Consider the following 13562-nt stretch of genomic DNA (forward strand, 5'->3'; position numbering starts at 1 on the left):
CTGTCCCTCGTCGCCGCAGCCAGTTTCGCACAAGCAACATCCGGCATTATCCCGACAAAGGCGGACGTGCGCCTTGGTATCGGGATCAAACGAGAGCGGCGGTTCAGTGACTTCCACCTACACCAGCTACAGACTGATCAGTCAGGACATCGGCAAATCGCTTGAGCGTGTGTCGAAGCAACCCGACGTGGCGCGCGAAACCGAATATTACCGGTCGAAGATCGGCAGCGTGAAATCCGTCGACGACTTCATGGCCGATACCCGTCTTTACAATTATGCGCTGAAAGCCAACGGCCTCGAGGACATGGCCTATGCGAAAGCCTTCATCCGCAAGGTGCTGACCGAAGGCACGGCCGACAAGAACGCCTTCGCCAACAAGCTTTCCGACAGCCGCTATTCGGACCTTGCGAAATCGCTCGACTTTGCAAGTCTCGGTGCAGCTGCAACTGCGACCGAAGCGGCCCAGTCCGGCATCATCAGCAAATACACCCGCCAGACGCTGGAGCAGGAGGCGGGCGGCGACAATAACGGTGTCCGGCTTGCTCTTTACTTCGAGCGCAAGGCACCAACGATCAAATCGGGTCTCGATTTTCTAGCCGACGACGCGCTCGCGCAGGTGTTCCGCACCGCCTACAACCTGCCTGACGAAATTGCGGCAGGAAGCGTCGAAAAACAGGCCGCGCTTATCGAAAAATCCATCAATATCAAGGATCTGCAAAATCCAGAAAAGGTCGGCAAGCTGCTCGAGCGTTTCACCATCATGTGGGAAATGCAAAATCCCTCCACGACCTATGATCCTCTGGCCGTTTTCGGCTCCTCCAGCGGCTACGGCATTTCCCCGGACCTGCTGATCTCCATCAACTCCCTGAAACTCGGAGGCAAATGATATGCAATCCGGACTATACGTCGCCCTTTCCTCGCAGATTGCGCTGGAGCGTCGTCTCACCACCATTTCCGACAATATGGCGAATGCGAACACGGTGGGTTTCCGCGGTTCCGAAGTGAAATTCGACGAAATGGTCGCCAAGAACCACAATGACATGAATGCCAAGGTGGCGTTCGTATCGCAGGGTAACGACTATCTCTCCACCCGTCAGGGTGCCTTCGAACAGACTGGCAATAGTTTCGATTTCGCCATCAAGGGCGATGCCTGGTTCGCGATGGACACACCCGACGGCCAGATCCTGAGCCGCGACGGGCGTTTCACCATGCGTCCGGACGGCGCACTCATCTCCTCAAGCGGTTATCCGGTTCTCGACGCCGGCGGCGGTCCGATCCAGCTCAATGCGAATGGTGGCCCGATCACCGTCAGTCTCGATGGTGCGATCAGGCAGAACGACAACATCGTTGCCACGCTCGGTATCTTCCAGGCGGATTTCTCGAAAGGCTTCCTGCGCCATCCCAATAGCGGCGTGAAGCCCGTGGCCCCGCCGACGCCGGTCGTCAACAATCACGAGGTCGGCGTCGTTCAGGGTTATCTCGAGCAGTCGAACGTCAACGGCATTTCCCAGATGACGCAGCTCATCCAGGTCAACCGGGCCTTCGAGAGCATTTCGTCGCTGATGCGCGATACCGAATCCACTTTCGGCGATGCCATCAAGACGCTTGGCGGCGCACGTTAAGGAACTGAGCGATGACAATGCCGGAATCCACGCTCACGGTCGAGGCGATTTCACCGAAGCTCGCCCAGCTCGCCAGCCTTGCCGGGCACTATGCCGATCCGGAGTTTTCGGTGGCGCCGGGCGGCCATGTCCGCACCATCGCCGCCGGACACTACACGGTTTCCGGCCTGTCGCGGCATGTGAGGCTGGGCGAGTTCGTCGCCCATCGCAGCGCGACCGGTATCCATCTCGGCGAAGTCGTGCGCGTGGAACCCGATATCTGCTACGTCTGCCCCATCGAACCGGGCGAGCCGATTGGCATTCACGACACAGTCATCCGCAAAGGTGCCTTCCGCGTTGCGCCTGACGACAGCTGGTGCGGCCGCACCATCAATGCGCTTGGCGAACCCATCGATGGCAAGGGTCCGCTTGCATCAGGTACGGAGCGCCGTCCGATTTCCAGCAATGCACCGCCGTCGATGACGCGCAAGCGGGTGGAGACGCCCTTCAAGACGGGTGTCCGGGCAATCGATATTTTCTCGCCTCTCTGCCTTGGCCAGCGTCTCGGCATCTTTGCGGGCTCAGGCGTGGGAAAATCCACGCTCCTATCGATGCTTGCCAAGGCCGATGCCTTCGACAAGGTCGTCATCGGACTTGTCGGCGAGCGCGGTCGCGAAGTGCGCGAGTTCATCGAGGATACGATGGGCGAGAATATGGGCAAGTCCGTCGCCGTTGTCGCGACCAGCGACGAAAGCCCGATGCTGCGCAAGATGGCGCCGCTTTCGGCCGTCACCATCGCCGAATATTTCCGTGACAGGGGCGACAACGTCCTTCTTATCATCGACAGCGTGACCCGTTTTGCCCATGCGATCCGCGAAGTGGCGGTCGCTTCGGGTGAACCGCCGGTGGCACGCGGCTATCCGGCCTCGGTCTTCACCGAATTGCCGCGCCTTCTGGAGCGGGCGGGACCCGGCGCCGAAGGCAGCGGTACCATCACCGCCATCGTCTCCATTCTGGTGGACGGCGACAACCACAACGATCCGATTGCCGATTCGACCCGCGGTATTCTCGACGGCCACATCGTGCTGGATCGCAGCCTTGCAGAAGAAGGCCGCTATCCTCCGATCAATCCTCTGGCCTCGATCTCGCGTCTCGCCAAGAAGGCATGGACACCGGATCAGGAAAAGCTGGTGTCGCGTCTGAAAGCGCTGGTGCACCGCTTTGAGGAAACGCGGGATCTGCGCCTCATCGGCGGTTATCGACCCGGCACCGATCCCGATCTCGACATGGCGGTGAAACAGGTTCCGATCATCTATGAAACGCTGAAACAGCTTCCGAATGAACCGGCGGCGCAGGACGCCTACGCCGATCTGGCGACCGCGTTGCGCGGTGGAGTGCAAAATAATCAGCCACAGGTAAACCCGAGAATGAGAGGCTGACCCGTGAAAAAGAAACAGATCGACAAGATCGACGATAGCGACCTCGAGAACGTACAGCCGCAGCCTCCCTTCTTCACGCCCGACCGTATTCTGGCGTGGACGGGAATAGGACTTGCCGCCGCCGCCGCATTTTTCCCCTGGTACGTGTTCTTCAACGAGGACAAGTTTGGAATGAGAGTGGCAGACGGCGACCGCACGCGCGACTTGCCCCATACCGGTCCGCGCGAAGTATTCAGCGTTTCGCCCCTGGCCATGACCAATCGCAACAAGGAAGACGCGCCAGCGCCCGGCGAATTGCCGGACATGCTGACGACGGCGACGGTCAGCGAAAAGGGTAAGGAAAAACAGAACAATCTCGCCGCAGGGCTTGAAGACCAGCCCTTCCCGGGCCAGACCTCCTTCCGCCTGCTGCATGTCTCCAACGGCCGCGCCCTCATCGAGGACGGATCGGGCATGTATATGGTGCGGGTGGGCTCCACGTTGCCCGACAATGCGCGCCTGACCAAAATCGAGCAGCGCGACGGCGAGTGGATGATGGAGACCTCTTCCGGTAAAACCTATCATCCCGAGAAGTAGTCAGACCGGCACTCTGCTGAAGTCTGCTGCCGTCGCCGGATCCAGTCCGGCAGGACGGAGATGTCTTCGCAATCCACTATTCGATCCCATGGCGTGCCGCATTTGCCGGCGCGCCATTTTTGTTTCCGCAATCGCCTCCGGGATCAGATTCTCCAGTGCTTCCGCACCTGCGCCCCTCCCCGCAAGTCTGACGCAAGATTAGCACCGTAGGTTCGGGCCATACGAGATGGAGAAGTCTATGCAACCGATTCAACTGTTCGATCTGGCCTCCCGCCAAGCGGAATGGCTGAGCGTGCGGCAGGAAGTCGTGGCGACCAACATCGCCAACGCCAACACACCCAAGTTTCACGCCAAGGATGTCAGTCCTTTCGAAGCGGTCATGCAAGCCACCAGCCAGCAGGTTGGCATGGCGAAGACCCATCCCGCCCATTTCGGTGCTAGCGAGCTCAGCGAAAATATCGCGGTGCGCGACAACCCGATCAATAACGAGATCGGCATGCAGGAGTCCGGCAATTCGGTCGCGCTTGCTGAGGAAATGACCAAGACCGGCGAGATCAAGCGGCAATACGACCTGAACGCCAGTCTCGTCAAATCCTTCCATCGCATGATGCTGATGACGGTAAAGAGGTAAACCATGGATCCCTTGAGTGCGGCGAGCAAGATCGCGGGCAGCGGCCTGGAAGTGCAGTCCACCCGACTGCGTATCGTTTCGGAAAACATTGCCAACGCAAGATCGACCGGCGACACGCCTGGCGCCGACCCCTATCGCCGCAAGACCGTGACATTCGGCTCCGAGCTTGACCGCGTAAGCGGCGTGCAGCGCGTGACGGTAAAGAAGCTTGGCGTCGACCGCGGCGATTTCGTCCATGAATACGACCCCGGCAATCCGGCCGCCGACACCAGCGGCATGGTCAAGATGCCGAACGTCAACGTTCTGATCGAAATGGCGGATATGCGCGAAGCCAACCGCAGCTACGACGCCAACCTCCAGGTCATCCGCCAGACACGCGACCTCGTCGCCTCCACCATCGACCTTCTGAAAGCATCGCAATGATCGACGGCATCAAACAACTCGGTTCCCTCTCGCTCACGCGTGGCACGAGCAACGTCTCTTCGCTGACCGACAGCATTTTCGGCAGCCAGCAGACGACGCCCGCCCAGCAGACGGGCGCAAGCTTCGCAAGCGTTCTCGGCAATATGTCGACGGATGCGATGAACAACCTGAAGAAGGCGGAAGTGGCCTCTTTCGAAGGTATTCAGGGCAAGGCAAACACACGCGAAGTGGTCGATGCCGTGCTTTCGGCCGAGCAGTCGCTGCAAACGGCCATCGCGTTCCGCGACAAGATCGTGTCGGCCTATCTCGACATTACCAAGATGCAGATCTAGAGCGCGTCCGGTTTGAAGCCAATCGTTGGCCGCGCTCTAGGCCTTTGTTTTTAAGCAATTTCCGGACGTAGAACCGCTCCGCGCCTTTACTGGAAATGCTCTAGCCCCGCAGGAAAAATGACATGAGAGCTCTTGCCATCGCTGCCACCGGTATGGACGCCCAGCAGACCAATCTGGAAGTCATTGCCAACAACATCGCCAACATCAACACCACCGGCTACAAGCGCGCGCGTGCAGAGTTTACCGATCTTCTGTACCAGACCGAACGCATGCAGGGTGTGCCGAACCGTGCCAACCAGGCGATCGTACCTGAGGGAGCCAATATCGGCCTCGGCGTGCAGACTTCCGCGGTGCGCAACATCCACACCCAGGGCAACCTGATCGAAACCGGCAACAAGCTCGACGTGGCAATCATCGGCCAGGGCTGGTTTCAGATCGAGGCGGCCGACGGTTCGACGCTCTACAGCCGCGCCGGCGCCTTCAACAAGAATGCTGACGGCAACCTCGTGACGGTTGATGGCTACAATGTCATCCCGAACATCAATATCCCGACCGACGCGCAGGACATCACAATCACCCGCACGGGTCAGGTGACCGCCCGCATCGGCAACGCTGCGGATTTCACTGAACTCGGCCAGTTGACCATCGCCAACTTTGCCAACGAGGCGGGTCTGAAGCCGCTCGGCGACAACCTCTTTTCCCAGACGCCGGCCTCCGGCGCCGCCGTTATCGGCGTGCCTGACGATCCGAGCTACGGCTACATCAAGCAATCCTACCTCGAAGGCTCGAACGTCGATGCCGTCAAGGAAATCACCGACCTCATCACGGCGCAGCGCGCCTACGAGATGAATTCCAAGGTCATCACCACCGCTGACGAAATGGCTTCGATTGTCAGCAAGAACCTGAAGTAAGAACGGAAAGGCAGGCGGACATGAGGTTTGGCCGGAAACATAGCAGCTGCAGAACGGCACTCGTCCGTATGTGCCTTGCGTCTGCCTTTTCACTGGGTGCCATGGCACCCGCTTTTGCACAGGCACCGACGGCGCTGGTTCCTACTCGCACGATCTATCCGGGCGAGACGATCACGCCCGAACAGGTGAAGCCGGTGGAAGTGACCAACCCCAACATTTCCGCTGGTTACGCGAGCGATATCAGCGAAGTGGAAGGCATGATCTCCAAGCAGACATTGCTTCCCGGCCGCACAATCCCCATCGCTGCGCTTCGTGAACCGTCACTTGTGGTGCGCGGCACGAGCGTCAAACTCGTTTTCCACATCGGCAACATGACGCTGATGGCGTCCGGGACGCCCATGAGCGACGGCTCGCTCGGCGAGGTCGTAAGGGTACGCAACATCGATTCCGGCGTGATGGTCAGCGGTACCGTCATGAAGGACGGAACCATTCAGGTTATGGCGAAATGAAAGTGCTTCGTATCCTCTGTGCGGCTCTGGTCATTTCGGCCCTGCCCTTCATCTCGACGCCGCCAGCCCAGGCAGACACGTCCCGTATCAAGGATATCGCATCCCTGCAGGCCGGACGCGACAACCAGCTGATCGGATATGGTCTCGTCGTGGGCCTACAGGGTACCGGCGACAGCCTGCGCTCTTCACCCTTCACCGAACAGTCCATGCGCGCCATGCTGCAGAACCTCGGCATCACCACGCAGGGCGGCCAGTCCAACGCCAAGAACATCGCCGCCGTGATGGTGACGGCCAACCTGCCGCCGTTCGCCAGCCCCGGCAGCCGTGTAGACGTGACGGTCAGCTCGCTCGGCGACGCCTCCTCGCTTCGCGGCGGCAACCTCATCATGACATCGCTTTCCGGTGCAGACGGGCAGATCTATGCGGTCGCGCAGGGAGCACTGATCGTCAACGGCTTTTCGGCACAGGGCGATGCAGCGACATTGACGCAGGGCGTCACGACCTCGGCGCGCGTGCCGAACGGCGCGATCATCGAGCGGGAACTGCCGTCGAAATTCAAGGATTCGGTCAATCTGGTCCTTCAGCTGCGCAATCCCGATTTTTCGACCGCGGTGCGCGTCGCCGATGTCGTTAACGCCTTTGCCCGCGCCCGTTACGGCGATGGCATCGCCGAACCGCGCGATTCGCAGGAAATCTCGGTGCAGAAGCCCCGCACCGCCGACCTGACCCGGTTGATGGCGGAAATCGAAAACCTGACGGTCCAGACGGATACGCCGGCGAAAGTCGTGATCAACGAGCGCACGGGCACGATCGTCATCGGCGCGGATGTGCGTATTTCCCGCGTGGCGGTGAGCTATGGAACGCTGACCGTGCAGGTGACGGAATCGCCGCAGGTCATCCAGCCGGCGCCCTTCTCGCGCGGCGAGACGGCGGTGCAACCGCAGACGGATATCATGGCACTGCAGGAAGGCAGCAAGGTCGCCATCGTCGAAGGCCCTGACCTTCGCACGCTGGTTGCCGGTCTCAACAGCATCGGGCTCAAGGCGGACGGCATCATCGCCATTCTGCAAGGCATCAAATCTGCCGGCGCCCTTCAGGCGGAGCTCGTGCTGCAATGATGGAACTTCAGAAGAAAACTGCTTTCAGGAACGGCTTTGCCCGGTTCGCGGCCGTTGCCTCGCTGCTTTTCCTGTTGCCCGCCGCCGGCGCCGAAAGCCAGCAGAACGTGGTGTCCGAACTCAGCACGCAGGATGAAATCCAGAAATTCTGCACCAATATTGCCGATGCGGCCCGCGACCAGCGCTATCTCATGCAGAAGCAGGAGCTGGAAAAGCTTCAGGCTGACGTCAACGAGCGCATTTCCGCGTTGCAGGACCGCAAGGCGGAATATGAGGACTGGCTGGCACGCCGCAATCATTTCCTCGAGCAGGCGAAAAGCAATCTGGTCGATATCTACAAGACGATGAAGGCGGATGCCGCAGCACCGCAGCTCGAAAAGATGCATGTGGAAATCGCGGCTGCCATCATCATGCAGCTTCCGCCGCGCCAATCGGGCCTCATCCTTAGTGAAATGGATGCTCAGAAAGCCGCAATCGTCGCCGGCATCATGTCGCAGGCAATCGACAAAAACACTTCGAAGGATCCTTCATGACCCCGCGTCTTCCGGCCCTCCTCCTGCCGCTTGCCCTGCTTGCCGGCTGCCAGAACAACCAGACCCTGAAGGAAATCGGCAACGCTCCCGCGATGAGCCCGATCGGCAGCGGCCTGCAATTCAGCCAGACGCCGCAGATGGGCATGTATCCGAAACAGCCGAAGCACATGGCGAGCGGCTATTCGTTGTGGAGCGACAGCCAGGGTGCGCTGTTCAAGGATCTACGTGCGCTTAACATCGGCGACATCCTGACCGTCAACATCCAGATCAACGACAAGGCCGATTTCGACAACGAAACCGAGCGCAACCGTACCAATTCCAGCGGCCTGAACTGGAAGGCAAAGGCGGAAATCTTAGGTTGGACGCCGGAGGCAGATTCCAACATCAAATACGGCTCCGACACAGACACCCAGGCCAAGGGCAAGACCAAGCGTTCCGAAAAGCTGACGCTGATGGTGGCGGCCGTGGTGACCGGCATTCTCGAAAACGGCAACCTCATCATCAGCGGTTCGCAGGAAGTGCGCGTGAATCACGAAATCCGCATCCTCAACGTCGGCGGTATCGTCAGGCCGCAGGATGTCGATGCGCAGAACATGATCTCCTACGAGCGCATCGCCGAGGCGCGCATCTCCTACGGTGGTCGCGGCCGCCTGACGGAAGTGCAGCAACCCCCGGTCGGTCAGCAGGTCGTCGACCTGTTCTCGCCGCTCTGACGCCGACATGCGAAAGCGGGACTGACCCATGGAAAACGAACAGACTGAGGGCAAGAAAAAATCCTCGCCGATGGTCATGACCATCGCTGGCGTTGCAATCCTCACCCTGCTGGGTGCGGGCGGCGGCTGGTTCGTGGGCGGCATGGTCGCCCCGAAGATCGCCGGCGCCGAGGCGCATGCCCCGGCTGCCGCCGGCGAACATGGCGAGAAAAAGGGCGAGGGCATCGATAAAATCCCGGCAGAGGCGAACGGTATCGTCCAGCTCGATCCCATCACCACCAACCTTGCATACCCCTCCACGAACTGGGTGCGGCTTGAAGTGGCGCTGATGTTCAAGGGTCCGGTAGAGGTCAATCTCGCGGAGGATATCCATCAGGATATCATGGCCTACGTCCGCACCGTTTCCCTTCAGCAGTTGGAAGGGCCGCGCGGCTTTCAATATCTTAAGGATGACATTCAGGAACGAGTTGACCTGCGCTCTCAAGGGCGCGTATCCAAGGTCATGTTCCGGACCTTTGTCATCGAATGATTCGATTTCTTGTTACCATCGCTGTTCTTCTGGCTTTGCCGGGCCTTGCCAACGCCCAGCAATTTCCGACCGATCTGTTCAATACACAGATAGACGGATCCGTCGCCGCATGGATCATCCGCACCTTCGGCCTTTTGACGGTCTTGTCAGTCGCGCCGGGCATCCTGATCATGGTCACGAGCTTTCCGCGCTTCGTGATCGCCTTTTCGATCCTGCGCTCCGGCATGGGGCTTGCCTCGACCCCGTCGAACATGATCCTCTTGTCGATGGCGATGTTCATGACCTTCTACGTCATGTCGCCGACCTTCGATAAAGCCTGGACAGACGGCGTGCAGCCGTTGTTGCAGAACCAGATCAACGAACAGCAGGCCATTGGGCGCATCGCCGAACCCTTCCGTACCTTCATGAACGCCAATACGCGCGACAAGGATCTGAAGCTGTTCGTCGATATCGCCCGCGAGCGCGGACAGGTCGTGATGACCGACAATGTTGTCGACTACCGCGTGCTCGTTCCGGCCTTCATGCTTTCGGAAATCCGGCGCGGTTTCGAGATCGGTTTCCTGATCATCCTGCCGTTTCTGGTCATCGATCTCATCGTCGCCACCATCACCATGGCCATGGGCATGATGATGCTGCCACCCACCTCGATTTCCCTGCCGTTCAAGATCCTTTTTTTCGTGCTGATCGACGGCTGGAACCTGCTGGTCGGCAGCCTTGTGAGATCGTTCAACTGACGGCAACTGTGCCGAAATAATCTTCGTTAATCCTGTTTGTTAACCCCGCAGCCCCACGGCTGCGGGGTTTTCGCGTTTTAACCCTTTGGTTACCGTTTTTGCTAGGGGTCGGATAACTATAATTTTAAATTAAAAACTTACCAATTAAATATACTTCGCAGTAACCATAAGTATTTTCTAGTATTTCTTAATGCTCAAATTAACAATTGGGCAATTCTTTGCTGCCAAATTCTCCCTACACACAGCGGGTTTGGTTTCCAAAGGCAAGTAATTCGGAACCGAGTGGCATGAAGCCGAAACGTTGTGACCGGTAATACAAAGTCCGGAATGTCCCCAACTCCAGTATCTCGTAAAAACAAGGGACAAAATACTATGGCAAGCATTCTCACCAACGCCTCCTCTATGGCTGCTCTCCAGACGCTGCGTTCGATCGGCAACAACATGGAGACCACGCAGGGTCGTATCTCGACCGGCCTGAAGGTAGGCTCCGCCTCCGACAACGCCGCTTACTGGTCCATCGCGACCACGATGCGTTCGGACGCTTCGGCGCTCTCCACCGTTTCTGACGCACTCGGCATCGGCGCAGCCAAGGTCGACACCGCGTACTCCGGCATGGAAGCGACGATCAAGGTCGTTCAGGAAATCAAGGACAAGCTGATCCTTGCCCAGGACCCGACTGCCGACAAGAAGAAGATCCAGAAGGAAATCGGCCAGCTCCAGAAGCAGCTGACGTCGATCGCCGACTCCGCGACCTTCAACGGTGAAAACTGGCTGAAGACGAAAGCATCCAACGACGGCGCAGCATTCGCTGCCGGTACTGACGATGCGGCTATTGCCAACCTGAAGAAGCAGGTTGTTGCTTCCTTCACCCGTGACTCCGCTGGCGCCGTCAAGGTTCAGCGCGTCGATCTGCAGCTCAGCGGCTCGAACGTTCTGTTCGATACCGGCGCTGTAACAGACGGCAAGGGTACGGGCATCCTCGACAAGGCAGCTGTCGCAGACGGCGTTAAGCAGTCGGTTTCGAACCTCGATATTTCCGACCTGAGCATCTACAAGGGCGCTGGTGCCACCATGCTCGGCACTGCCGCTGCAACGGACAACGACATCCTCGACAAGCTCATCACCCACGTTGACAAGCAGCTTGAAACCCTCAACAGCGCTGCTGCCGATCTGGGCGCGGTCTCCAACCGCATCTCGATGCAGGGTGACTTCGTTTCCAAGCTGACGGCAACGATGGAAAAGGGTATCGGCCGTCTGGTTGACGCCGACATGAACGAAGAGTCGACCCGCCTCAAGGCTCTGCAGACGCAGCAGCAGCTGGCAATCCAGGCTCTGTCGATCGCCAACAGCGACTCGCAGAACATCCTGTCGCTCTTCCGTTAATCGGACCGAAAATTACAAAAGTCGAGCCGCGCCCGAAAGGGCGCGGTTTTCCATTTGTGGAGTGCTCCGCAAACGGGAAGATTTCGTTTACCATCCTTGCTTTGAAAGCATTTACCACGATTTGAGCGAAGCGCCGGGAGCGCCCTGAAATTAGGGAATTGGAAAGCACCGGCTGTCAGATTTTGGGCATGGACAAGCGGATAGCCGCTGGCCTGAATGACACTACACGCAGGATCGCAAGCGGAGGCTGACCGTCTTGCAATTGCGTGAAACAGGCAAACGTGACGGAGGCTGACCCAAGCGTATTGCCCTTTTACCAAAGCCGCATCCGGAAACGGGTGCGGCTTTATTATTTTTTAAACATTTCAGGCTACGCGCGCATGCGCGCGAAGATTGCATAATAAAATCTCAGCGTGTGCATTTTTTTGCGACCCTTAGCTCTTCATTAACCATATGGAGGTTAGCTAGAGCCATCGAAACGGCGAGCTAACCATTAAAAATCAGCAGGTTAGCAGGCATGATGCTGTGCGCTGTTCCCGGTGAGACCGGAATGTCCCTTCTTTAATCAGCCATTCAAGGGGCAAATTTACTATGACGAGCATTCTCACTAACGTAGCAGCTATGTCTGCACTCCAGACCCTGCGCTCCATCGGCCAGAACATGGAAACGACGCAGGACCGCGTGTCTTCCGGCCAGCGCGTCGGCGAAGCTTCCGATAACGCCGCTTACTGGTCGATCGCGACCACCATGCGTTCCGACAACGGCGCTCTTTCCGCTGTACAGGACGCCCTCGGCCTCGGCGCCGCAAAGGTCGACACTGCCTATTCGGGTATGGAATCGTCCATCGACGTCGTCAAGGAAATCAAGAACAAGCTGGTTGCCGCCCGCGAACCCGGTGTCGACAAGTCCAAGATCCAGGAAGAAATCACCCAGCTGCAGGATCAGCTGAAGTCGATCTCCAGCTCCTCGTCTTTCTCCGGTGAAAACTGGCTGCAGGCAACCGTCAGCAACGGTGCTGGCGAACTGAAGAACGTCACCAAGCAGATCGTTGGCTCCTTCATCCGCGACGCTGCCGGCAACGTGTCCGTAAAGACCGTCAACGTTGACCTGAGCCGCAACACGGTGCTGTTCGACACGTCTTCGGGCGCTGCAAAGGACAAGCAGGGCGTCCTCGACTCCTACGCCTATTTTTCTTCCACGGGCAGCTACAAGCTGTTCGAAATCACCAATGACTCGGACGGCGTAGGCGCCGCCCAGCCGGTGACCAAGGTTGCAGCAGCCAAGGTTTACACTGAAGCCCAGCTGAAGGGCCTGAAGGAAGCAACTGCCGGCACCCCCGTCACCTTCACAACCGCTGCTGCAACGGGTATCGTCACGATCGCTAACGCCGATGCGACAGCCCCCGACGTCAACGGCACCTACTTCAATCTTGGCAACGACCAGTATGTGAAAATCAACACGACTGCGCCGACCTCGCCGGCAACCAAGACCAACATTGCCGTTGGCCTCGACGGCACCACCAAGATCTACCTGGAAGAAGGCGCAACCGCCCAGCTCGCAACGCAGCTCACCTACTCCCTGACGTCTCTGGACATCACCAAGGACCTGACCGGCACGTTCAAGAACAGCGACGGCTCGGCAGTCTCGGAAAACCAGTACCTCGACGCCATGGTTTCCTTCGTTGACAAGCAGCTCCAGAGCATGACGTCCGCCGCTGCCGACCTCGGCTCGGTCAAGATGCGCATCGAACTGCAGGAAAACTTCGTCAACAAGCTGACCGACTCGCTCGACAAGGGCATCGGCCGTCTCGTCGACGCTGAAATGAACGAAGAATCCACGAAGCTGAAGGCTCTTCAGACCCAGCAGCAGCTGGCTGTTCAGGCCCTGTCGATCGCCAACAACGACTCGCAGAGCATCCTGTCGCTCTTCCGTTAATCGGAAAAGACGTCGCCAAAAAATCGAGCCGCATCCGAAAGGGTGCGGCTTTTTCCGTCATGGTTAAGAGAAATTATTATTTCCTAATTTTTATTAACGACAGTTTAGGCTTTGTTAACCATTCGGGCCCTAAAACCTAGCCATCGAAACGATTGGTTAACCAAGACGAAAAAGAGGTTAACAGGCATCAAGCCG

16 protein-coding genes are annotated in these 13562 nt (G+C 58.4%); all 16 read left to right on the forward strand.

Features of this window, described 5'->3' with window-relative positions; all coding sequences use genetic code 11:
- Positions 1–106: 106 nt before the first annotated feature.
- The gene (locus tag F617_RS0102310; RefSeq protein WP_003515087.1) at positions 107–886 is read left to right on the forward strand and encodes a DUF1217 domain-containing protein; all 780 of its coding nucleotides are present in this window, start codon (positions 107–109) and stop codon (positions 884–886) included.
- 1 nt (position 887) lies between these two features.
- Positions 888–1622 carry a flagellar basal-body rod protein FlgF gene (gene flgF, locus F617_RS0102315; RefSeq protein WP_003515085.1) on the forward strand — a complete coding sequence of 245 codons (735 nt, stop codon included), beginning with the start codon at positions 888–890 and terminating at the stop codon, positions 1620–1622.
- A gap of 11 nt (positions 1623–1633) precedes the next feature.
- Positions 1634–3040 (forward strand): flagellar protein export ATPase FliI, encoded by a 1407-nt coding sequence (gene fliI, locus F617_RS0102320; RefSeq protein WP_003515084.1) that lies wholly within the window; start codon positions 1634–1636, stop codon positions 3038–3040.
- Positions 3041–3043: 3 nt separating this feature from the next.
- Positions 3044–3616 carry a hypothetical protein gene (locus F617_RS0102325; protein WP_019564307.1) on the forward strand — a complete coding sequence of 191 codons (573 nt, stop codon included), beginning with the start codon at positions 3044–3046 and terminating at the stop codon, positions 3614–3616.
- 238 nt (positions 3617–3854) lie between these two features.
- A complete protein-coding gene (flgB, locus tag F617_RS0102330; RefSeq protein WP_003515082.1) occupies positions 3855–4247 on the forward strand; it encodes a flagellar basal body rod protein FlgB in 393 nt (130 codons plus the stop codon).
- A 3-nt stretch (positions 4248–4250) separates the two neighbouring features.
- The gene (gene flgC / locus F617_RS0102335; RefSeq protein ID WP_003515081.1) at positions 4251–4670 is read left to right on the forward strand and encodes a flagellar basal body rod protein FlgC; all 420 of its coding nucleotides are present in this window, start codon (positions 4251–4253) and stop codon (positions 4668–4670) included.
- On the forward strand, positions 4667–5002 hold the full coding sequence (locus F617_RS0102340; protein ID WP_003515080.1) for a flagellar hook-basal body complex protein FliE: 336 nt from the start codon (positions 4667–4669) through the stop codon (positions 5000–5002). The genes flgC and F617_RS0102340 overlap by 4 nt, the downstream gene beginning before the upstream one ends.
- A 122-nt stretch (positions 5003–5124) precedes the next feature.
- Positions 5125–5913 (forward strand): flagellar basal-body rod protein FlgG, encoded by a 789-nt coding sequence (flgG, locus tag F617_RS0102345; protein WP_003515079.1) that lies wholly within the window; start codon positions 5125–5127, stop codon positions 5911–5913.
- 20 nt (positions 5914–5933) lie between these two features.
- A complete protein-coding gene (gene flgA / locus F617_RS0102350; RefSeq protein WP_013635474.1) occupies positions 5934–6422 on the forward strand; it encodes a flagellar basal body P-ring formation chaperone FlgA in 489 nt (162 codons plus the stop codon).
- Entirely contained in the window at positions 6419–7540 is a 1122-nt protein-coding gene (locus F617_RS0102355; protein WP_003515077.1) for a flagellar basal body P-ring protein FlgI, read from the forward strand. The genes flgA and F617_RS0102355 overlap by 4 nt, the downstream gene beginning before the upstream one ends.
- Entirely contained in the window at positions 7537–8073 is a 537-nt protein-coding gene (locus F617_RS0102360; protein WP_019564308.1) for a MotE family protein, read from the forward strand. The genes F617_RS0102355 and F617_RS0102360 overlap by 4 nt, the downstream gene beginning before the upstream one ends.
- On the forward strand, positions 8070–8786 hold the full coding sequence (flgH, locus tag F617_RS0102365) for a flagellar basal body L-ring protein FlgH (protein WP_003515062.1): 717 nt from the start codon (positions 8070–8072) through the stop codon (positions 8784–8786). Before F617_RS0102360 ends, flgH begins: the two co-directional genes overlap by 4 nt.
- A 28-nt stretch (positions 8787–8814) precedes the next feature.
- A complete protein-coding gene (locus F617_RS0102370) occupies positions 8815–9315 on the forward strand; it encodes a flagellar basal body-associated FliL family protein (protein ID WP_013635471.1) in 501 nt (166 codons plus the stop codon).
- Complete coding sequence (gene fliP, locus F617_RS0102375) at positions 9312–10049, forward strand: flagellar type III secretion system pore protein FliP (RefSeq protein ID WP_003515060.1); 738 nt, start codon at positions 9312–9314, stop codon at positions 10047–10049. The genes F617_RS0102370 and fliP overlap by 4 nt, the downstream gene beginning before the upstream one ends.
- A 372-nt stretch (positions 10050–10421) precedes the next feature.
- Positions 10422–11432, forward strand: a complete 1011-nt coding sequence (locus F617_RS0102380) for a flagellin (RefSeq protein WP_003515059.1) — start codon at positions 10422–10424, stop codon at positions 11430–11432.
- 591 nt (positions 11433–12023) lie between these two features.
- Entirely contained in the window at positions 12024–13367 is a 1344-nt protein-coding gene (locus F617_RS0102385; protein ID WP_026330633.1) for a flagellin, read from the forward strand.
- Positions 13368–13562 lie beyond the last annotated feature (195 nt).

Origin of the sequence: Agrobacterium sp. 10MFCol1.1 (genome assembly GCF_000381165.1) — a bacterium.
Taxonomy (GTDB): domain Bacteria; phylum Pseudomonadota; class Alphaproteobacteria; order Rhizobiales; family Rhizobiaceae; genus Agrobacterium; species Agrobacterium tumefaciens.